The following is a 19,808-nucleotide window of genomic DNA, read 5'->3' as shown; positions in this document are numbered from 1 at the left end:
TGGGTATAAAATGGGTGGTTGAAAATCGGTGAAAATGTTTGGATTGGTAAAAAGTGGTTTAGTTTTTGGCGACTTTGGCGTAAAATTAAGTAAATTTTCATTGGGGAAATACGATGACCGCAACCGATCCAAAACTTGCTCAAAAGCAAGCCGCTGCCAAAGCTGCATTAAGCCATATCGAAGATGGTATGATTTTGGGCGTGGGTACAGGCAGTACAGTTAATTGCTTGATCGAGCTGCTACCGCAAGTGCGCATCAAAGGCGCAGTGAGCAGCTCTCAAGTCACCGAAGATAAATTAAAAGCTTTGGGTATCGAGATTTATGATTTGAATCAAGTGGGGGTTTTGGATCTGTACATTGATGGCGCTGATGAGATTGATGCGCACGGCAATATGATCAAGGGCGGCGGCGGCGCACTGACGCGCGAAAAAATCGTCGCGGCTGCTTCAAAGCGCTTTATTTGTATGGTAGATGACTCAAAAATCGTCGATAAACTGGGCAGATTTCCTGTAGCGATCGAAGTTTTGCCTCAGGCGCGCTCTTATGTGGCGCGTGAGTTGGTGGCGATGGGCGGCGATCCTGTATATCGCGAAGGATTTGTGACTGATTATGGCAATGTCATCTTAGATACATATGACCTTGACATCACCGACGCGGCTAAGATGGAGGCTACCTTAAATAACATTGTAGGCGTGGTCTGCCATGGCGTATTTGCAGCGCAGTCAGCGCATCTGATGCTAAAAGCCAGTGACCAAGGTGTGCAAACTGTTAATTTTTAATGATCATTCATAAAAAAACCGCATGGTCTGAGCCATGCGGTGTTTTTTTAGCGACTCATATCAAAGTCGGTGCGAGGAATGTAGTAGATATAAAAACTCATGAACATCATCAGCAGTGATAGTGAGACGATAAAAATCACGGGGGCAAAAGCTGCATAGGCTGAAGCTGAATTTAGAACAAAAGGCAACAAACCACCGACAAGTGCGATGACAACATTATGGATGACACCAACGCTTGTTAAACGAATCTTAACAGAAAATAAGCGCACAACAATCGAAGGAATGGCGCCAATGATGCCTGAAGCAAACCCAAACAGGGCAAAGAATATCAAAGCATAGTCACCGCCATCACGCAGATGATTGAAAAACAAAGCCGCCTGCATTGCTAAAAATAGACTACCAAAAGTCAGTACAATCCCAGGATTGAGCCTATCCACCAAGACACCGAATATCAGGCAGCCAATTGCCATAAATAAAATCGCAAGCAAATTACCAAACCATAAAACAGTTTCGGAAACTCGGAAGCTGCCATCAACCAAATCCGTCAATAAAATTGGGGTAAAGATCAATAAGCTTACCACAATACTGACCAAAATCACGGCAGTCACAATGCTGACGAGCATATTTTTATTGCAAATAATTTGAAAAAATGACACCGATGATTTGGCAAAGCTGGTCAATTTTGAGGCAAAGCGCATCACTGGCGCGACTGTGCGCTGATCAATGCCGCTAATTTTGGGTGGCGGCGTCATTGAGTTTGAATTTGCGTTGTCATGCGGCAGCGTCGTATCTTGAGAAAGCTCAAATTCAGTTGTAGGCAGATCGTTAATCTGCTGTATTTGTGAGTCAGTCAAGGTGGACAGACCCACGGTACTGAGCATTGAGTCGTTCTCATGATTTGATGGTGTTTGAGATTGCGCCGCTAAGAAAATGGGCGTCTCTTGCAGATATCTGTATGACGCCAAGATCAATACCAAGCTTAACAGACCGCCACAAATAAACGGAATGCGCCAACCAAAGCTCATCATCTGTGCCAAAGTCAATGCGCCATCTAGCCAGTTAATTAATAAAATCAAAGCAATCAAAGACAGTGTGCAGCCTGATAAGACCGTACCGCAACCTGCGCCCATAAAGCGCGTTGGCAGATGTTCGGTGACATACACCCAAACGCCTGGCATGATGCCACCAATGGCAAGGCTTTGGATCACTCGGGCGATAATAAAGAGAACAGGCGCGATTAAGCCAATTTGGCTATACTGGGGCAATAGACCAATTAATAAAGTAAATACCGCCACACCCAGTATGCTGATAAACAGTGCAGGCTTGCGACCTTTGGTATCACCATAGCGCCCAATCAGCAGTCCGCCTAGAGGTCTGGCAATATAGCCTGTCGCAAACAGTCCAAATAGCTGAAGACGAGAAAGCCAAGTGTGCTCTGTATCGCCAAAAAAGATGTGTAGCAATAAGTCAGATAAATATAAAAAAATCGCAAAGTCAAAAAAAGCCACACCGGCGATGAGACTTGCAATAATAATAGCACTGAAATGGCGCTGACTGAGTAATTGGCTGGCTGGCATGATATTCTTCTCGCTAAATACTGATCAAACAGCACGTTTGACAGCACAAAGTATAAATAATACCTTGCAAATCTGATGCCTTAAGCGTCACCGGCGGCATCAAAAATAGCAAAAGTAGACACGCTGAGCGTCCATAAAGCGTTCAGTGCTCAAGGGTATTTTACAAATAAAACCTACAAAACACCAGTGTTATTTATACAATTTAGAACCAAACATCCATTTAAATAAGGTATTTTAACACAATCTATCATAAACCCCTATTGTGTCCTTGATAAGTCGGCTAAAGTAGCCAATCTATCGGCATCAATCCAGCCAACCAGATGATGATGCGATCTTTATGATCCATGTGCGGCTCACTCTCTAAAATGACTGGCTTGCCATTTTCGGTGGTATGCCAATTGATATTGCCTTGGGGGTCAAGTTTTAGTTCGTAGGCTTGATGGCTAATGGCTTCGCTATTGCTTAGGGCGTTGTGTAGCTGATCTGCCAATTTGCCATCTTTGATAAGTACGCCAAGCTCGGTATTGATGTTGGCTGAGCGTGGATCGACATTATATGAGCCAATGAATACCTGATCATCATCCACCGCAAAGGCTTTGGCATGTAGGCTGGTGGTACTGTGCTGGCGTGTACGCCAAAAACGATTTTCATTGGCTTGGACGCTTTGGGCGCTAGACTTGATTTCAAAAAGTCGCACGCCTGCCGCCAGTAGCTGTTTTCGCCAGTGCGCATAGCCTGCATGCACAATACCGATATCGGTGGCATCAAATGAATTGGTCAAAATATTCACCTCGACCCCCATTTTGGCAAGTGTTGTCAGAGTCTCTACGCCGTCCTTAGTGGGGACAAAATAAGATGAAATGATACTAAGTTTTTTACTTGGCTGACCCAATCGTGCTTGCAGCTGAGACACCAAAAAATCATTAGGCTCTGAGTGACCGTTTAGTTTGACGACATTATCTACCATCAGATCAATCTGCGTCCAAAAAAATGGCACTTGACGAGTCAGCAAGTCTTGTCCGATGGTTGAATTTTGCATAGCTTGACGATAAGTGCGCAGCTCTCGCTCGGCATCTGAACTGTCTTTGATTTTTTCAAGCTCATCAAATACCACAGGTTTGATGCCGTTAGCGTCGTCTTTGTTGTCATGCTTGACGAGCGTTTCGATATCAAAGGATAATGATGACGCCCAATATGTCTCAAAGCTTTCGGTGATTTTACCGACGACATGACCGACCAACATCACATCCAAGTCAGCAAAATTATTGACCGGTGCATTATTTAGGTACTCATTACCAATATTGCGACCGCCTATGACGCTGATTTTATTATCAAATGTCATGCTTTTATTGTGCATCCGCCGATTGCTGCGTACAGGATGTAACACATAGTTTAAGCTGCGAACACCGCGATAATTCAATGGATTAATTAATCTGACGGCGATATTTGGATGCTCTGAAATGCGTAGAAGCAATTGATCAAGTTCAGGTGAGCTATTAAAATCATCAAGCAGCAATCGGACAATCACACCGCGATCAGCAGCTTCCCACAGGTCTTTGAGCATCAGCTGACCGGCTTCATCGTTGTGCCAAATGTAGTATTGAATATCGATGGATTGGTTTGCCATGTCTGTCAGGGTGCTGCGCGCCGCAAAGGCGTTAGCCCCCGTTGCAATCGGATAGTATCCTGATTGATGGGGGTGGTTGTGGCTTTGGGCGTTAATGGCTGAGATAAGCCCGCCTGAGCTGCCGCCATCTTTGACCATTTGATGACGCTCTTGGACCTGTTTGGTTAATGCTAAGCTTTTAGGCAAGTGGGGCGTCTCGGGCAAACTTTTGCAGCCAACAAGGAGTGTTAGCATGACACTAGGGATGCCGATAACAAACACAGAGCGAAAATACTGAATCATGAATCAAAAAAGGCTGTCAATTTGCTTTATCATAGCAAATTTATCCCAAAAAAGAAGTGATTTATCAAAATTAATCAAATAAAAAACCTTCTCTTCAAATGATTTGGGTGAGAAGGTTTGGATCGATGGTTTGTTTGGTCAAAGTAGTGTCTTAAACTTCAACCAAATTTAACCAAAAGCGGGCGCTCGGCGAGGGATGGCATCCAAAAATTCACGGCGGGCATCATGATTGGTGGTAAATTCGCCCAACATACTGGTGGTGCGTGTGGTGGATTGCTGCTTGCCGACACCACGCATCATCATACACATATGACTGGCATCCATGATGACTGCCACGCCACGGCAACCTGTCAGCTCCTCAATGGCACTGGCGACTTGCTTGGTCAAGTTTTCTTGAATTTGTAGGCGACGAGCATACATATCAACGATGCGCGCTACTTTGGAGAGTCCCAATACCTTGCCATCTGGCAGATAGCCCACATGGGCAACGCCATAAAAAGGCAGCAGATGATGTTCGCACAGCGAATAAAATTCGATATTTTGTACCAAAACCAGTTCAGGGTTGTCAGAATCAAAGACAGCGTTATTAGCCACAGTTGCCAAGTCCTGATGATAGCCACGAGTCAGATAACCAAACGCCTTGGCAGCACGCATCGGCGTGTCAATCAGCCCATCACGGGTCAAATCTTCTCCTGCTGAGGAGATGATTTGGGCATAATGCTTAGACAGGGTTTCGTAATCGTGGATGAAGTTCACGGTATCAGAATTTGACATGATTTTAAGCGTCTGTTAAAAAAATGCATAGCTTACCATAAAATGACGATTGATTTAACAAAAAACTTATTTTTTCATCAGTTTTTCGGTATTTGCTAATGCTCTAGACGATTTGGTGATTGATATTAAGTTTACATTTGTACTAATTTTATCCCACATTCTAAAATTCCATGCTATAATGGCAAAAATTTCTATCAAAAGGATAAAGTCATGCTACTAAAAGGTCAGCGTTTTGTGGTGACTGGCATTGCCAGTAAATTATCAATTGCTTGGGCGATCGCTGAGAGCCTGCATCGTGAGGGGGCGGAGCTGATTTTGACCTATCCTAATGATAAGATCAAAAAGCGTGTGGATATGGCGGCAGAAGCGTTTGGCGCGGTGGCGGTGATTGAGTGTGATGTTGGTTCAGATGAGTCGATTCAAGCCTGTTTTGATGAAGTTGCCAAGCATTGGGGGGCAGGTGACGATAAAGGGATCAATGGCATCGTGCATGCCATCGGCTTTGCGCCGGCTGATCAGCTTGACGGCGATTTTACGAATGCAACAACTCGTGAGGGCAGCCAAATCGCCCATGATATTTCAAGCTACAGTTTTGTGGCACTTGCCAAAGCAGGGCGTGAATTGCTTGCTGGGCGCCAAGGCTCTTTGTTGACTTTGACCTATGAAGGCAGTATTTCTGTATTACCAAATTATAATGTGATGGGCATGGCCAAAGCAAGCTTGGAAGCTTCGGTACGCTATTTGGCATCATCACTGGGCGCAGAGGGCATCCGTGTTAATGCCATCAGCGCAGGTCCTATCCGAACGCTTGCCGCCAGTGGGATCAAGTCTTTCCGTCGTATGCTTGATGTCAGCGAAAAAATTGCGCCACTTCAGCGCAATGTCAGCCAAGAAGAAGTGGGTAATGCTGCACTGTTTTTGCTATCACCTTGGGCAAGTGGCATTACTGGTGAGATTTTGTTTGTGGATGCAGGCTTTAATACCGTTGCTATCAGCGAACAGATCATGATGATGGCAGGCGACAGCGAATAAACTGACCTTAAGCGCTTTTAACAAAGTTAAATATGGGTCAAATCGTGTCAATGGTATCAAACATTGGCACAAAAATCCGATTTTTGGTATGATACGCCATACCATTAAATTATCGAGAGTGATTATGACCCAGCCTTTTTTGATTGCCCCATCAATTTTGTCTGCTGATTTTGCACGGCTTGGAGAGGATGTTAAACAGGTTCTTGAAGCTGGTGCGGATGTTGTGCATTTTGATGTAATGGACAACCACTATGTGCCGAATTTGACTTTTGGTTCGATGATTTGTCAGGCATTGAAGGACTATGGCATCCGTGCGCCCATTGACGTGCATTTGATGGTCAAGCCAGTTGATGGCATGATTGAGCAGTTTTTGAAGGCAGGCGCTGACATTATCACCTTTCACCCCGAAGCCAGCGAGCATATAGACAGAAGTCTTCAGCTGATCAAAGATGGCGGTGCCAAATGCGGTTTGGTTTTTAACCCTGCGACGCCTTTATATTATTTGGATCATACTTTGGATAAAGTGGATCAGATTTTGCTGATGAGCGTAAACCCAGGTTTTGGCGGTCAAAAGTTCATTGATGCGACACTGGATAAATTGGCAACGGTGCGTCAAATGATTGATGATAGCGGTCGAGACATTCGCCTGGAGGTTGATGGCGGTGTGAATGTGGCAAATATTCGCGCCATTGCTGAGGCGGGCGCTGATATGTTCGTGGCAGGATCGGCGATTTTTAATCAGCCTGATTATAAGGCTGTGATTGATGCCATGCGTGATGAGCTGTCAAAGGTAAATCGATCATGACCACACCGCACCACCCCCCATCTACGCATCATAACGCCTCAAAGCCTAATAAAAAACCTGCCGGTGTCGTACCCATGGGCTTTACCATAGGGCTGTGTTTGGCAAGCTTGATATTGAGCTTAGCAGGCTATGGATTTCGATTGATGTTTGGCGATGAGCTGTCTGTGGTATTGCGTCATGCTGCTGTCGTTGTCCCTGTATTTGTGATCGGTATTCCACTGATAACTTGGCTTGGCGCGACTGGGCTTAATAAACTGGGAAAAACCAATATCCATCCTAGAAATGCTTGGACTTTTGGTTGGCTGCTGTCGACGGTGGCGCTGTTATCCATCATGGGGGTGTATAGCTGATGCTCTCTAAGCTGATCCCTGACGCCATCACGCCAAAAGACATTCCCAAAGGCTTGATTTTATGGCTCATCGTGGCTTGCTTGCTGGTGGGTTTATCGGGTCTTCGATATGGCGGCTTGGAAGGGTGGCTGCATGTTTTTGAAAATTGGCTTGTGGCTTTGGTGATGATTCCTGCCTTTACCGCGCTGATCTCGATGCCGCTAAAGTGGCGCGATGATACTTTTGATGTGCGCATGGCTTATTATTTAGGTATGTTTGTTGCGCTGTTATTTATGTTAGCAAAGCTGCGCTACTGGCGATGACTTGAAAACTGTTCAAATGATGCCATATACCAAGATAGACGAAAATAATGATGAGATGGCAATCATAATGACAAATCAAATTTCACAAACCATTGAAAATTGGCAAACGATGAGCATTGCAGAATGCTTATCGTTTGTTGATGATTTGGTATTCCATGCCTCTGACGAAGAAGAAACGTTGGCGATTTTGCATGAGCTGTTTTTTCAAGAAGTCAATGGGCGCGGTGATGAGACGCTGATTGATGCGCTGGCTTCAGCCATTTCTCAGTTTATGGATCCTGCCACCGTCGAAGAGCTTGCACGGCAGGTAGAGCAGACACTGGGCGTGGATTTATCCAAATTATCAAAGCTTGCGCGCGGTCAGCGATCACAGGCGCAGGAATCTGATGGTGAGCCCGTGAAGCGGCGTAAGCGTCAGCAGCAGGATGAAGAAGGCTTGGATGCCAATGAGAGTGCCGAACAGTCGCAGTGCGCCACCAAATCAAAACCAAGAAAGTCCAAAGAAGAGTTTGTCCAAGAAACTTTGCTTGAGTTTATAGAAGAGCCTTCAGGGGCTATGATCTTGCGTGAAGTAGGTAATGATGAGCCTTTAGTGAGCATTGCTTTTTCAGATCAAGTCAAAGACATGCTTGGCACGGACGCTAGGGTGGTTGGACAGGCGATGATTCATGCTGCCATCGCAAGCGTGGTGCAGCGACAAAGTAATTTTTGGCATGCGCATGTGTATGACGAAGAACCGGCGCATTATAGCTGATAGATTTTGGATTCATTAAGAGGTTAAATACGGTGTATTTACCTCTTTTTATTTTGGTTGTTTGGGGTAAATTATGATGATTTATCATTTTAGCCTTATCAGCCTTTGATCGGTGATGATGAGATCTACCGACATATCCCAAGGCTGCTTGGGTAGCTGATCGACAACTTGAAACTCATAACACCAAGCGATTTTTAGGCAGTTTTTGGTCTTGGCAAATGTGCGGTCGTAGTAGCCACCGCCCATCCCAAGGCGCACACCCTCAAGATCAACTGCCACCAAAGGACAGATGATGGCATCCATATGATTGGCGGACAGTGTCAGTCTTGACACAGGTTCGTACATGCCCAAGCGATGCTTTTTTAAGGGTGTTTTACTGATCGACCCCATGATTGGGGCGAATTTTAGGGGTTTATTTGGTGTGGTGATGGGTAGATAAGCCTGATAGCCAAGCTTTTGGCAAAACTTGGCAATGGCAAAGGTTGGCAGCTCGCCAAATCCATCCAAATAAACCCCAATGTTAGCATTCTTTGGTAAGAGCGGAATCAGTTGATATAAGAATCTGGCGGCCAAGAAAGCGGATTGGTAGCGCTTGGCTTGGCTAAGCGATCGTCTTTGAGTGCGCATGCGTTTGCGCAAATCCATGGGGGAAAAATCAGCGTGGCAATCGGTCTTGGTCATCGTGTTTATATTTAGTAATGATTATTATTTGCTATTGAATCAAAAAGGAACTGATGGTATGCTAAACCTGATCATCATTTCATTTAGTAAAGTAGCGAAGATGAGCACACAGATCCATCTTAAGCTGCTTTTATCAAAAAATCAATGGAGTAAATTATGACAACACGTATCGAAAAAGACACCATGGGGGAGATTGCCGTACCTGCTGAGGCTTATTGGGGCGCCCAAACTGAACGCAGCCGCCAAAATTTTCGTATTGGCGGTGAAAGACTGCCTGAGCCTTTGATCCATGCGATGGCTACGGTTAAAAAAGCAGCCGCCATCACCAATGCTGAACTCGGTCGCATCACTGATGAGCAATCGCAGCTGATTGTACAGGCATGTGATGAGGTTTTGGCAGGCAAGCTTAATGATCAATTTCCGCTTGTGGTATGGCAAACTGGCTCAGGCACCCAGTCTAATATGAACATGAATGAAGTCATCGCCAATCGCGCTAATGAAATTGCTGGTAATCCCAAGGGTAGCTACCAGCCCATCCATCCTAACGATCATGTCAATCATGCCCAATCAACCAACGACAGCTTTCCGACCGCCATTCGAGTGGCTGCCGCTCTACAGATGAATCAGAAGCTTGTGCCAGCGATCAAAAATTTGCGTCAAACACTGGCACAAAAATCAGCTGATTTTGATGATATTATTAAGATTGGGCGTACGCATTTGCAAGATGCCACCCCGCTGACTTTGGGTCAAGAGTTCAGCGGCTATGTCATGCAGCTGGATTATGCTTTGGTGCGTATCGAGGCGGCATTGAATGGTCTTTGTCAGTTGCCACTAGGCGGCACAGCGGTAGGGACAGGGCTGAACAGCCATCCTGATTATGCCGTAAAAGTAGCCAAAACTTTGGCAGAACTGACCAGTCTTGACTTTATCACAGCCCCCAATAAATTTGAGGCTCTGGCAGCGCGCGATGCTGAAGTGTTTGCTTCAGGGGCGCTAAAAACTTTGGCAGCAAGTCTGAATAAAATTGCCAATGATGTCCGCTGGCTGGCATCAGGTCCACGCTGCGGCCTGGGCGAGCTGAGCATTCCTGAAAATGAGCCTGGCTCATCCATCATGCCTGGTAAAGTCAATCCAACCCAGTGCGAGGCGATGACGATGGTCGTCACCCAAGTCTTTGGCAATGACACGACCATCTCAATGGCGGGCGCTTCTGGGAATTTTGAATTAAATGTTTATATGCCTGTGATCGGATATAATTTATTGCAGTCAATTCGCCTATTAACGGACGCCATGAACAGCTTTAATGAGCATTGCGCGGTAGGGATTGAGCCAATTCGTGAAAAAATTGACCATTATTTACATCATTCTTTGATGTTGGTTACGGCGCTTAATCGTCATATCGGCTATGAAAATGCCGCCAAAGTTGCCAAAACCGCTTTCAAAAACAATCAGTCTTTAAAACAGACTGCCGCCGAGCTTAACTTATTGACCGAAGCGGAATTTGATGAGCTTGTGCGTCCAGAGCAGATGGTCGCACCCAAATAAGCCTTGGATGCTCAGACACCGCCAGTGATTTGGCGGTGTTTTTGGTTGAAAAAAAGCTGTAATTTGGCGATAATAGCCCATTTATCCATCATCATATGCCATCATCATGACCACCACACAAGCCCATCTTAAAAAACCAAAAAAGCCACGGCGTTCACAAGCCGATATCGCAGCGAATCAGTTTTTAAAGTCTGTTTTTCGCCCTGCAAAAAAGCAGCTGACTTTGGCGTGGCTTTGTGATGTGGTCAGCTTGCTATTATTTATGGTGCAGGCGTGGATTTTGGTGATGATTTTTGATGGTTGGCTTTTACCATTTATTCCATCATTATCCCAGCATCAAGCGATGGCGATTGAGGCTTTGGGGGTGTATTTGGCGGCTTTATTTGCGGTGATGGTGCTGCGCGCATTGATTGGTTATGCCAAAGATGTGTTGCTAACGCGCATCGGCGTGCAGGCTGCCAGTGAGGTGCGTCAGCGGTTATTAATGAAGCTGGGTGAAATGGGTCCCGCCAGACGATTTTTTGGCTCTGATGGTGCATTGGCAAGTAAGATCATTGATGAGCCTGAGCACCTGATCGGTTATGCCCGTTTTGAGATTCAAAAGCGTACCGCGGTGAGCACCCCCATTTTATTGGCAATTTGTGTCAGCTTTTTTAGCAAAATGTCGGCAGTCATTTTATTGGCGACGGCGCCACTGGTGCCAATTTTTATGGCAATGATTGGTGTGGCAACAGCTCGTAAAAGTCGTGAACAGATGGATGCGATGGCACAGCTTGGTGGGCGATTTTTTGATTGGATACGCGGGGTGAATACATTATCGCGTCTGGGCGCCGTTGATATCGCTGTGGCAGATATTGATATCAGCAGCGACAATTACCGCAAAAAAACCATGGCGGTGCTACGCATTGCGTTTTTGAATAGTGCGGTGCTTGAGTTTTTATCAGCTCTATCCATTGCGCTTGTGGCGGTTTATTTGGGTTTTGGATTGATTGGAATTTTACCTTGGCAATCTGGTGTTGTCATGACCACTTACAGTTCAGCTTTGATGATTTTATTATTGGTGCCTGAGTTTTATGCGCCGCTGCGTCGCTTGGGCGCTGAGTATCATGTCAAGGGTCAAGCGGTCGGCGCCGCCAAGGAGATGGTGGGCATACTTGATTTTAAAAATAGCAAAACCGAGCTTCGCCAGGTGGATTTGGTAGGACAAGTAGGATTTTGTTTCAAGCAAGTGGCTGCCTTTGGTGATGATGGGCGAGTGAGATTGGCTCCGACGACACTTCAGTTTGCAGCAGGCAAATCAACATTATTGAAAGGAGAAAGTGGCGCTGGTAAATCGACGCTTCTACAGATCTTATTGGGATTTGGGCAATATACTGGCGTGGTCGAGGTATATGATGATCAGGGGCGGTATCGCTATGATACGCTAGATATGGCGTATCTTAGACGGCAATTTGGTTATTTGGCACAAATGCCAGCGCTGCTACCCATCAGTATTCGCGATAATTTGACATTGGCAAAATCTGATGCGACTGATGATGAGCTGGTTAACGTATTGGATGCGGTTGGTTTGTGGTCTTTGATCCGAGATTTGCCCGAGCAGATGGATACCATACTTGGTGAGCGGGGCGGTGGCTTGTCAGGTGGGCAGGCGCATCGACTTGCCATTGCGCAGCTTCTACTTCAAGATGCCAAAGTATGGCTGCTTGATGAGCCGACGGAGCATCTAGATAGCGAGACTGCCTTGGTGATAAAAGATTTATTAAAACGCTTATCAGCGGAGCGGACGGTCATCTGGATCACTCATGATCAGAGCGCTGATATCACCTTTGATGATGTCCATCATTTGGGAGCTTATGATGAAACCAAATAAACCATTTAGGCTTCATGAACTCATCAGTACCCAAATTTGGGTATGGATCTTGGCTTGGCTCTTAGGACTTGTGACTGTTTGGTCGGTCTTGGGCTTATCGATGGTTTCAGGATGGTTTGTGACCATGTCAGCTGTGGCAGGCTTAGTTGCAGTAGGCACTCATACGTTTAATTATATGATGCCGGCAGCCATCATTCGTACCTTTGCCATTGCGCGCACCTTATCTCGCTATGGTGATTTGATGGTATCGCATCATGCTGTCTTTGGGCTTTTAAAGGATTTGCGTGTTAGATTTTTTGGTGCTTGGGCAAATTTAGATTATAAAGCTCGCAATCTTCAAGGGCAATCCAGCAGCCAAAAAATGCATCGCCTTGTCAAAGACATTGATGTTTTGGATGAATTTGTTTTACGCTTTATATCGCCTTGGATGATGGCAATCGGTGCGGTGCTTTTGGTGGCTGGCGTGACGCTATTGCTGTTGCCCACAGCGTGGTTTGGGCTGGTGTCGATTGGCTTGGCGATATTGATTGCTGCTTTGGTGGTATATCGCGGCATTGATTTGGCGCATCGCGAGAGCGCGCTACTTGAAACTCGTAAATCCAAGCTGCTAGACACCTTGCCTGCGCTGACATCTTTGCTGATTTGGCATCGCTGGGAGACGCACATACATCAGCTGAGCGATTTGGATGCTCAGCAGACCAAAATTACCTTGTCATCACATCGTCTGCGCCGAATCGGTATCTTGGGAGTACAAGTAGCGCTGGCACTGGCGGCGGTGCTGATGCTTTGGGGTATGGGCGAGTTTTTTGGGCAGGCTGACATCATTGCTTTTAGCGTTCAGACATTGAATGATTATCCGATGATAAGTTCGGCAGTGGCGCTGGCGGTATTTTTAGGTTTGATGGGGCTAGGCGAATTTATCCAAAACTTAATTGCTGAGCCATTGGCTTTGGGGCGCAGTCAGGTCGCTAAGCAGCGGCTGAACGAGATGCTTGGTAGCCAAAGTGATACCCCTAAAGTGAATCTTGATCAAATTGTCAATCAGCATGACAATTTGACTTTACAGCTTGATCATGCCGTTGTGAGAGCGCCAAAAGCCATCATCAGCGCTCACATTTCTCATGCCAAGATCAGCTCTGATACACCTTGCTTGATTGTGGGTCCTTCAGGTTCTGGCAAATCCACTTTGCTACATACGCTTGCCCAAGAACATGATCTGATCTTTGGCGATATTTGGTTGTGTACTAGCGCCAAGCGTTATCCTTGGCAGTCAGTTGATTTTGGTCAATCGCTTGGATTTTTGGGGCAGGTAGTTGATATTTTTGATCAAACGCTTGCGGATAATCTGCGCTTAGGTAAGCCAAATGCGACCGATGATGAGCTTATAGCGGTTCTTAAGAAGGTCAATTTATTAACTTGGCTAAATAATCAGCCTAAAGGTCTGGCAACTCGTCTTGGAGAATATGGTATGGCTGTGTCGGGTGGGCAGGCGCGGCGTATCGCCTTGGCTCGGCTTTTATTAACGCCAAAAGCGGTCATGATGCTAGATGAGCCTTTTGCAGGCTTAGACCCAGAGACGCGCCGCGATGTATGGTCAAGCCTGATTGATGCCCAAAAATCCGGTGATATCGGCCTATTATTAATCTGCACCCACCAGCTGTGGCAGGAGATGGGCGAGGTTCAGGTCATCAGAATCGAAGGTGAGGATCAAATTTAAGTTATCACTCTGTGTTTTGCTTGACTGAGTCTTGATAAACTTGGATCGTGTTATCGACCATGTCATCAATTTCGTAAGCATGCGTCATGGCGGGTGGGATTGGGTTTGATAATAAAAACTTAACACTTTTGCACAGCATGATCGCGGTTTGTTCTTTGACCAGTCCTTGGGGGTATAGGTCTCCTAGAATATCAGCAAAAGCACCTTTGGCCCAACCAATCACGGGCGTCCCCAAGTGAATGGCTTGAAGCGATGTCATGCCAATACTCTCAGGTCGATTAGCAAGCGCCAGTACGATATTGGCTGACGACAGCCATTCACGCATGTCGGGCGGATTTTTACCGACAAAAGATACGCGATCTTGAAGACCCAGAGTGTGTAGCCGCTGGACAAAATCCTCATAAAACACACACTGATGAATGCGCGTCGTAGGATCGTCATCCATGATAATTGCGTGAATTTTTGGAAATTTTTCTTGTAAATTTCCTAAAATATCGATCAGCCATTCTTGACCGTATTCTGGACCGATCGGTGTTGGAAAAACCAACCATTTTTTGTGTTCAAGCTCAGGAAATTGAGCAAAGGTTTGATGCAGCCAATGCACGGATGAGTGATGCCGATACGGATATTTTCGGACATCTACCCCGCGCGGCACACAAATAATATCAGGCAACTTGATGGATTTATCGATTTTTTCTGGTTTTATTTTTTCAAAAATTTTATTAAAATGTTTATCAATACTTCTGGATGCGCTGATCAGCAAATCGGCATTAAACAGTGCTTTTGAATAAGAATTTAAAGGATAAAATCCATATAAGCTTGAAATGATTTTGGGTCTTTTGTCGTTTGCAAAAGGGCGCAGCGCCCAATACAGCACCCAAGCAGGCGTGCGAGAATGTACATGAATGATGTCGGGCTGATGTTTTTCAATGATCCGCCGAAGCGTGAAGGTATGCATGAGTGCCCACCAGCTTTTTTTGGGCATGGGCAGACGGTAATATGTTGCGCCATCACGCACAAGCCGCACAACCAGCTCGCTATCGGTTGGTGCACTGCCGATGATGATGGACTCATGACCAGCCTTGATAAGCGCATGAGAAATGGGATAAATGCCGCGTTCGGACTCATCGTGCTTAAGCGAAGATGACAGCTGAAGAACTTTCATACACTGATCATCTGATACATCAATGAGCCTGATTTTCAATAAAATCTAAAATTTTATCAACATGTTCTTTGGCCTTGACATTACGAAAACTGCCAATCATCTCACCGTTTTTGTTATACACAAAGGTAGAGCGCACCACGCCAAGATGAGTTTTACCGTACATCATTTTTTCTTTGATGACATCATAGTGTTGGCACAGTTTTTCGTCGGTATCACTGATCAAATCAATGGACAAAGCTTTTTTGTTGATGAAATTTTGATGAGATTTGACGCCATCTCGTGATACGCCAAGAATGTAAAATCCTAAGGATTCAAGCTTGGCTTTGTGTTCGCTAAAATCTATCGCCTGAATAGAGCAGCCTTGCGTGTTATCTTTGGGATAAAAATACAAAATTAGACCTTGATCGCTTTGTTTGAGCATTTCATCAAGCTGCACCGATGTGGCTTCTTGGGTATCGGCTGCCACCATGACCAACTCAAAACTTGGCAGTGCGATAGTTTCATTAGAATTTTTTAGCATTGATTATCTCGATATCATTTTAATCATGGAAATTTAAGTAGTATCTATTTTAACAAAATTTATCCACCAAAGAACATCTTTATTCAGCATAATCGCTTACAGATCACCAATTCTTTCTAAAATGCATCAATTTGCAAATTTTTGTTTGGCATTATAATGACTTTGCGGTAAAATTACACTTTTTTATTTTAGTTATAGGCAGATTGCCTTGCCATTTCGCTTAATGCTTAATTAAGACTTTAGCGATTATTATCTGGATAGAATATGTCTTTATCATCATATTTAAAAATTAATGAGCGCGGCTCGTCCGTGCGTCAAGAGGTCATTGCTGGCTTGACGACTTTTTTGGCGATGGTTTATTCGGTCATCGTGGTGCCAAATATGTTGTCAGCAGCTGGATTTCCTGCTGAATCAGTTTTTATTGCGACATGCTTGGTGGCGGGTCTTGGTTCGATATTAATCGGGCTTTGGGCAAATGTGCCGATGGCGATTGGCTGTGCGATTTCGTTGACGGCGTTCACTGCTTTTAGCTTGGTGCTTGGGCAAGGTGTGAGCATTCCTGTGGCGCTGGGTGCGATTTTTTTGATGGGTGTGGTTTTTACCCTAATTTCGGTGACGGGCGTGCGTGCGTGGATTTTACGCAATTTACCTGAATCGATTGCGCATGGCGCAGGCATTGGTATTGGACTGTTTTTGCTACTGATTGCTGCCAATGGCGTGGGTTTAGTCATCAAAAATGACGCAGGCTTGCCTGTGACGATGGGTGAGTTTATGTCGCTGCCTGTGATTTTATCACTGGTGGGGCTGGCGGCGATTATTGGTCTTGAGCGCCTGCGCATCAAAGGTAGTATCTTGTGGGTGATCATTGCCATTACGATTATTGGGCTGATTTTTGATCCTGAAGTGAAATCAGATGGCGCCATTTTAAAAGTGCCAAGCTTTGGCGCGGATTCTTTATTTATGCAAATGGATGTCATGGGTGCGCTGAATGCCGCGATTTTACCAGTGGTGTTTGCCTTGGTGATGACGGCGATCTTTGATGCGACAGGCACCATTCGCGCTGTGGCGGGTCAGGCTAATCTACTGGACAAAGACGGTCAAATCGTCAATGGCGGTCGTGCCCTGACATCAGACTCGGTCAGTAGCTTGTTTTCAGGTATTTTTGGGACGGCGCCTGCTGCGGTGTATATTGAATCTGCTGCTGGTACGGCAGTGGGTGGTAAGACTGGCTTGACAGCGATCGTGGTTGGTGTGCTGTTTTTACTGATGCTATTTTTTCAGCCATTGGCATTTTTGGTGCCAAGCTATGCTACCGCGCCTGCACTGATGTATGTTGGACTTTTGATGCTAAGCAATGTCTCAAAACTTGATTTTGAAGATTTTGTAGGGGCGATGAGCGGGCTGATCTGTGCGGTGTTCATCGTTTTGACTGCCAATATCGTTACAGGCATCATGCTTGGCTTTGGTGCGTTGGTACTTGGGCGGGTGATTTCTGGTGAATTTAATAAGCTTAATATTGGCACTGTGATTATCGCTGTCGTTCTTGTGACATTTTATGCGCTGGGCTATGCCATTTGATTCTAAGCGCCTAAATAAAACCCTGTCAAAGTTGGCAGGGTTTTTTGTGCGAGTTTTGTGCTAAATCAGACTGGCTAAGGTCTCATAAATCTCCTGCTGTTTGGTTTGGTCGGATTTTAGCTCACTGTCAAGCTGAGCGCCTTCGATGGCATAGCGCACCACTTGATGTCGTGCATGACTGTCAGTGGCGGCGAACTGCTTTTGTTTTTGAGCCATCCAGTTTTGCCATATTCCAAACATGGTGGCATCAGCATGAATGGCTTTTAAAAGCCCAGACCAGTTACTATTCAATCCAATCTCAGGATTTTGAAAAATCACTTGCAAATATGCTTTGGTAAATCGCCCCTGAGCATCACCCAATTCATCAGTGATGGATAAAATTGCGGTATTGAGCTGAGCGATATAAAGCCCCACCACGCCATTTAACAGATCTTCTTTATTCTTAAAGTGATGAAACAGCCCACCTTTACTGGTACCTGCCGCGTCCGCGACTTTTTGCATAGATAAATTTGCCACGCCGTCACTGACCATCAAATGCTTGGCTGCCATGATTAATTCATGTTTGAGCTGCTCAGGTTTGTTCTTTCGTTTGGCGCTGGATGTGTCAGCGTGAACATCGCTTTCACTGGTAAATAACGTGTCATTCATATAATAAATTATCCTAAACTAAAAATTGATTGACAAAACTTCTCTTTGATAAAGATAAATAACGGTAAAAATAAATAAAACCAACTGGTCGGTATTTTATAAAAACCTATGAGAATTTGCAAGAAAAGATGCAGCGCTAGGATGAATTTTATTTCTCAGCGGGTAAGGATGATTTGCCAAAAATTATGCTACAATACGATGTATTTTTATCAGTTTATTTGGAGCTTACGATGTCGAATCAGAAAAAAATTCCCCATGTGTTGATGATTTTGGATGGCGTTGGTCATCGTGAAGAGACCAAAGATAATGCCGTCGCGGCAGCCAATACACCAAACTTAGATGCTCTGCTTGCCAGCTGTCCCAATGGACTGATTTCTGGTTCTGGCATGGATGTGGGATTGCCAGATGGTCAGTTTGGTAACTCTGAAGTGGGGCATATGAATCTGGGGGCGGGTCGTATTTTGTTCCAAGACTCAACTCGAATTATGAATGAGATTGAATCAGGGAAATTTTTTAATAATTCGGCATTGACGAATGCTGTTCAAGCCACACTTAACAATGAAGGCGCGGTGCATATTTTAGGGCTTTTGTCTGATGGCGGTGTACATGCGCACATTGATCACATCAAGGCGGCGGCTAAGCTTGCTTTATCTCAAGGTGCTCTACAGGTATATGTGCATGCGTTTTTAGATGGTCGTGATACACCGCCACAGTCTGCCGAGAGTTATGTTGCTGATCTTGAAGATTATTTTGCTCAGATTAATCAAGAGTTTGAGGGCGATGCTAAAATTGCCAGCGTCATCGGTCGATTCTATGCCATGGATCGCGATAAGCGCTGGGATCGTGTGGAATCTTGTTATGAGCTATTAACCGAAGGTAAATCAGTCAGAACAGCAGAGAATGCCCTAGATGCCATCAAGCAAGCGTATGCTGCAGGGGAGACGGATGAATTTGTTGCTGCAACTTTCATCGAAGAAGATGGTATCATTTGTGATAATGATGGCGTGATTTTCATGAATTTCCGTGCTGACCGCGCACGCGAAATCAGCTTGGCATTTGTGGATGCTGATTTTGATGGTTTTGATCGCCATATTGTGCCTGAGTTATCAGCATTTGTCATGCTGACCAAATATTCAGATGAGCTTGAAAATAATCCCAAAACTGACATCGCTTATCATCCGACAAGTCTGGCGAATACCTTGGGTGAATATTTACAAAATGCAGGCAAAACTCAGCTTAGAATCGCCGAAACCGAAAAATACGCGCATGTGACCTTTTTCTTTAGCGGTGGTCGGGAGGAGTTATACGAGGGCGAAGATCGCATTTTGGTGAACAGCCCAGATGTCAAAACGTATGACCTAAAGCCTGAAATGAGCGCCTTTGAGGTGACCGAGAAATTAAATGATGCCATTGACTCAGGTAAATATGATGTGCTGATTGTCAATTATGCCAACGGTGACATGGTCGGGCATTCGGGCGTGTTTGATGCAGCGGTCAAGGCAGTGGAGGCGTTGGATCAGTGCATTGGCGAGGTGGTTAAGCATGTTCGCGCCAATGGCGGTCATTTATTGATCACTGCTGATCATGGTAACTGTGAGCAGATGCAAGATTATCAAAGTGGTCAGGTGCATACGCAGCACACCACAGAGCTGGTGCCTTTTATTTATGTTGGTGACAAAAAGGCTGCTGTGCGTAGCGGCGGCAAACTGTGCGATGTCTCGCCAACTCTGCTGGATCTGATGGGGCTAGACAAGCCAAGTCAGATGACTGGAGCGAGTTTGTTGGTTTCTGAGTAATTAGAC

At 45.3% G+C, this 19,808-nt stretch carries 18 protein-coding genes; 11 read left to right on the top strand and 7 right to left on the bottom strand.

All coding sequences use genetic code 11. The annotated features are described in order from the left end of the window. The first annotated feature begins 113 nt into the window (after positions 1 to 113). A complete protein-coding gene (gene rpiA / locus U0021_RS00865) occupies positions 114 to 779 on the top strand; it encodes a ribose-5-phosphate isomerase RpiA (RefSeq protein ID WP_114800182.1) in 666 nt (221 codons plus the stop codon). A gap of 47 nt (positions 780 to 826) precedes the next feature. On the opposite strand, the gene U0021_RS00860 is transcribed toward rpiA, so the two are convergent. The 3 genes from U0021_RS00860 to folE form a co-directional block, all read right to left on the bottom strand. Further along, positions 827 to 2,356 (bottom strand): MFS transporter, encoded by a 1,530-nt coding sequence (locus tag U0021_RS00860; protein ID WP_114800183.1) that lies wholly within the window; start codon positions 2,354 to 2,356, stop codon positions 827 to 829. A gap of 280 nt (positions 2,357 to 2,636) precedes the next feature. Next, positions 2,637 to 4,265 (bottom strand): phospholipase D family protein, encoded by a 1,629-nt coding sequence (locus U0021_RS00855; RefSeq protein ID WP_114800184.1) that lies wholly within the window; start codon positions 4,263 to 4,265, stop codon positions 2,637 to 2,639. A 168-nt stretch (positions 4,266 to 4,433) separates the two neighbouring features. Continuing rightward, a complete protein-coding gene (gene folE, locus U0021_RS00850; protein ID WP_049237651.1) occupies positions 4,434 to 5,039 on the bottom strand; it encodes a GTP cyclohydrolase I FolE in 606 nt (201 codons plus the stop codon). Positions 5,040 to 5,249: 210 nt separating this feature from the next. Here folE and U0021_RS00845 point away from each other — a divergent pair, with 210 nt between their 5' ends. The 5 genes from U0021_RS00845 to U0021_RS00825 all read left to right on the top strand — a co-directional run bounded on the left by U0021_RS00845 (position 5,250) and on the right by U0021_RS00825 (position 8,282). After that, positions 5,250 to 6,071, top strand: a complete 822-nt coding sequence (locus U0021_RS00845) for an enoyl-ACP reductase FabI (RefSeq protein WP_114800185.1) — start codon at positions 5,250 to 5,252, stop codon at positions 6,069 to 6,071. A gap of 124 nt (positions 6,072 to 6,195) precedes the next feature. Further along, complete coding sequence (gene rpe, locus U0021_RS00840; RefSeq protein ID WP_049237649.1) at positions 6,196 to 6,876, top strand: ribulose-phosphate 3-epimerase; 681 nt, start codon at positions 6,196 to 6,198, stop codon at positions 6,874 to 6,876. Then, positions 6,873 to 7,226, top strand: coding sequence for a hypothetical protein (locus U0021_RS00835; RefSeq protein ID WP_049237648.1), 354 nt, complete (start codon positions 6,873 to 6,875; stop codon positions 7,224 to 7,226). Before rpe ends, U0021_RS00835 begins: the two co-directional genes overlap by 4 nt. Next, on the top strand, positions 7,226 to 7,528 hold the full coding sequence (locus U0021_RS00830) for a hypothetical protein (RefSeq protein WP_114800186.1): 303 nt from the start codon (positions 7,226 to 7,228) through the stop codon (positions 7,526 to 7,528). Before U0021_RS00835 ends, U0021_RS00830 begins: the two co-directional genes overlap by 1 nt. Before the next feature lie 67 nt (positions 7,529 to 7,595). Then, positions 7,596 to 8,282 carry a hypothetical protein gene (locus U0021_RS00825; protein ID WP_114800239.1) on the top strand — a complete coding sequence of 229 codons (687 nt, stop codon included), beginning with the start codon at positions 7,596 to 7,598 and terminating at the stop codon, positions 8,280 to 8,282. 84 nt (positions 8,283 to 8,366) lie between these two features. On the opposite strand, the gene U0021_RS00820 is transcribed toward U0021_RS00825, so the two are convergent. Next, positions 8,367 to 8,963, bottom strand: coding sequence for a 5-formyltetrahydrofolate cyclo-ligase (locus U0021_RS00820; RefSeq protein WP_114800187.1), 597 nt, complete (start codon positions 8,961 to 8,963; stop codon positions 8,367 to 8,369). A 156-nt stretch (positions 8,964 to 9,119) separates the two neighbouring features. Between U0021_RS00820 and fumC the strand changes: the two genes are divergently transcribed. From fumC to U0021_RS00805, 3 genes are all read left to right on the top strand, one after another. After that, complete coding sequence (gene fumC, locus U0021_RS00815) at positions 9,120 to 10,508, top strand: class II fumarate hydratase (protein WP_078256385.1); 1,389 nt, start codon at positions 9,120 to 9,122, stop codon at positions 10,506 to 10,508. 106 nt (positions 10,509 to 10,614) lie between these two features. Then, positions 10,615 to 12,378 carry a thiol reductant ABC exporter subunit CydD gene (gene cydD, locus U0021_RS00810; RefSeq protein WP_114800188.1) on the top strand — a complete coding sequence of 588 codons (1,764 nt, stop codon included), beginning with the start codon at positions 10,615 to 10,617 and terminating at the stop codon, positions 12,376 to 12,378. Beyond that, complete coding sequence (locus tag U0021_RS00805; protein WP_114800240.1) at positions 12,365 to 14,095, top strand: amino acid ABC transporter ATP-binding/permease protein; 1,731 nt, start codon at positions 12,365 to 12,367, stop codon at positions 14,093 to 14,095. Before cydD ends, U0021_RS00805 begins: the two co-directional genes overlap by 14 nt. Positions 14,096 to 14,099: 4 nt before the next feature. Here the strand turns inward: U0021_RS00805 and U0021_RS00800 are convergent, their stop codons facing one another. Together U0021_RS00800 and U0021_RS00795 are read right to left on the bottom strand one after the other, a co-directional pair. Beyond that, entirely contained in the window at positions 14,100 to 15,260 is a 1,161-nt protein-coding gene (locus tag U0021_RS00800) for a glycosyltransferase (protein WP_114800189.1), read from the bottom strand. A gap of 19 nt (positions 15,261 to 15,279) precedes the next feature. Beyond that, entirely contained in the window at positions 15,280 to 15,780 is a 501-nt protein-coding gene (locus U0021_RS00795; RefSeq protein ID WP_114800190.1) for a peroxiredoxin, read from the bottom strand. Between the two features lie 264 nt (positions 15,781 to 16,044). On the opposite strand from U0021_RS00795, the gene U0021_RS00790 reads away from it, so the two are divergent. Continuing rightward, complete coding sequence (locus tag U0021_RS00790; protein WP_114800191.1) at positions 16,045 to 17,358, top strand: NCS2 family permease; 1,314 nt, start codon at positions 16,045 to 16,047, stop codon at positions 17,356 to 17,358. A gap of 60 nt (positions 17,359 to 17,418) precedes the next feature. Here the strand turns inward: U0021_RS00790 and U0021_RS00785 are convergent, their stop codons facing one another. After that, positions 17,419 to 18,006, bottom strand: coding sequence for a TetR/AcrR family transcriptional regulator (locus U0021_RS00785; RefSeq protein ID WP_114800192.1), 588 nt, complete (start codon positions 18,004 to 18,006; stop codon positions 17,419 to 17,421). Positions 18,007 to 18,236: 230 nt separating this feature from the next. Here U0021_RS00785 and gpmI point away from each other — a divergent pair, with 230 nt between their 5' ends. Then, positions 18,237 to 19,802, top strand: coding sequence for a 2,3-bisphosphoglycerate-independent phosphoglycerate mutase (gpmI, locus tag U0021_RS00780; protein ID WP_114800241.1), 1,566 nt, complete (start codon positions 18,237 to 18,239; stop codon positions 19,800 to 19,802). Positions 19,803 to 19,808 lie beyond the last annotated feature (6 nt).

The sequence above is a fragment of the Moraxella canis genome, from assembly GCF_034424565.1.
Classification (GTDB): Bacteria; Pseudomonadota; Gammaproteobacteria; order Pseudomonadales; family Moraxellaceae; genus Moraxella; species Moraxella canis.
The sequence above is the reverse complement of the archived record's forward strand: the minus strand, read 5'-3'. Positions and strand labels throughout refer to the sequence as shown.

What these genes read in the sequence shown, in the direction of transcription:
- rpiA (WP_114800182.1), top strand. Translation starts at nt 114, where the DNA reads ATGACCGCAACCGATCCAAAACTTGCTCAAAAGCAAGCCGCTGCCAAA.
- U0021_RS00860 (WP_114800183.1), bottom strand. Translation starts at nt 2,356, where the DNA reads ATGCCAGCCAGCCAATTACTCAGTCAGCGCCATTTCAGTGCTATTATT.
- U0021_RS00855 (WP_114800184.1), bottom strand. Translation starts at nt 4,265, where the DNA reads ATGATTCAGTATTTTCGCTCTGTGTTTGTTATCGGCATCCCTAGTGTC.
- folE (WP_049237651.1), bottom strand. Translation starts at nt 5,039, where the DNA reads ATGTCAAATTCTGATACCGTGAACTTCATCCACGATTACGAAACCCTG.
- U0021_RS00845 (WP_114800185.1), top strand. Translation starts at nt 5,250, where the DNA reads ATGCTACTAAAAGGTCAGCGTTTTGTGGTGACTGGCATTGCCAGTAAA.
- rpe (WP_049237649.1), top strand. Translation starts at nt 6,196, where the DNA reads ATGACCCAGCCTTTTTTGATTGCCCCATCAATTTTGTCTGCTGATTTT.
- U0021_RS00835 (WP_049237648.1), top strand. Translation starts at nt 6,873, where the DNA reads ATGACCACACCGCACCACCCCCCATCTACGCATCATAACGCCTCAAAG.
- U0021_RS00830 (WP_114800186.1), top strand. Translation starts at nt 7,226, where the DNA reads ATGCTCTCTAAGCTGATCCCTGACGCCATCACGCCAAAAGACATTCCC.
- U0021_RS00825 (WP_114800239.1), top strand. Translation starts at nt 7,596, where the DNA reads ATGACAAATCAAATTTCACAAACCATTGAAAATTGGCAAACGATGAGC.
- U0021_RS00820 (WP_114800187.1), bottom strand. Translation starts at nt 8,963, where the DNA reads ATGACCAAGACCGATTGCCACGCTGATTTTTCCCCCATGGATTTGCGC.
- fumC (WP_078256385.1), top strand. Translation starts at nt 9,120, where the DNA reads ATGACAACACGTATCGAAAAAGACACCATGGGGGAGATTGCCGTACCT.
- cydD (WP_114800188.1), top strand. Translation starts at nt 10,615, where the DNA reads ATGACCACCACACAAGCCCATCTTAAAAAACCAAAAAAGCCACGGCGT.
- U0021_RS00805 (WP_114800240.1), top strand. Translation starts at nt 12,365, where the DNA reads ATGAAACCAAATAAACCATTTAGGCTTCATGAACTCATCAGTACCCAA.
- U0021_RS00800 (WP_114800189.1), bottom strand. Translation starts at nt 15,260, where the DNA reads ATGAAAGTTCTTCAGCTGTCATCTTCGCTTAAGCACGATGAGTCCGAA.
- U0021_RS00795 (WP_114800190.1), bottom strand. Translation starts at nt 15,780, where the DNA reads ATGCTAAAAAATTCTAATGAAACTATCGCACTGCCAAGTTTTGAGTTG.
- U0021_RS00790 (WP_114800191.1), top strand. Translation starts at nt 16,045, where the DNA reads ATGTCTTTATCATCATATTTAAAAATTAATGAGCGCGGCTCGTCCGTG.
- U0021_RS00785 (WP_114800192.1), bottom strand. Translation starts at nt 18,006, where the DNA reads ATGAATGACACGTTATTTACCAGTGAAAGCGATGTTCACGCTGACACA.
- gpmI (WP_114800241.1), top strand. Translation starts at nt 18,237, where the DNA reads ATGTCGAATCAGAAAAAAATTCCCCATGTGTTGATGATTTTGGATGGC.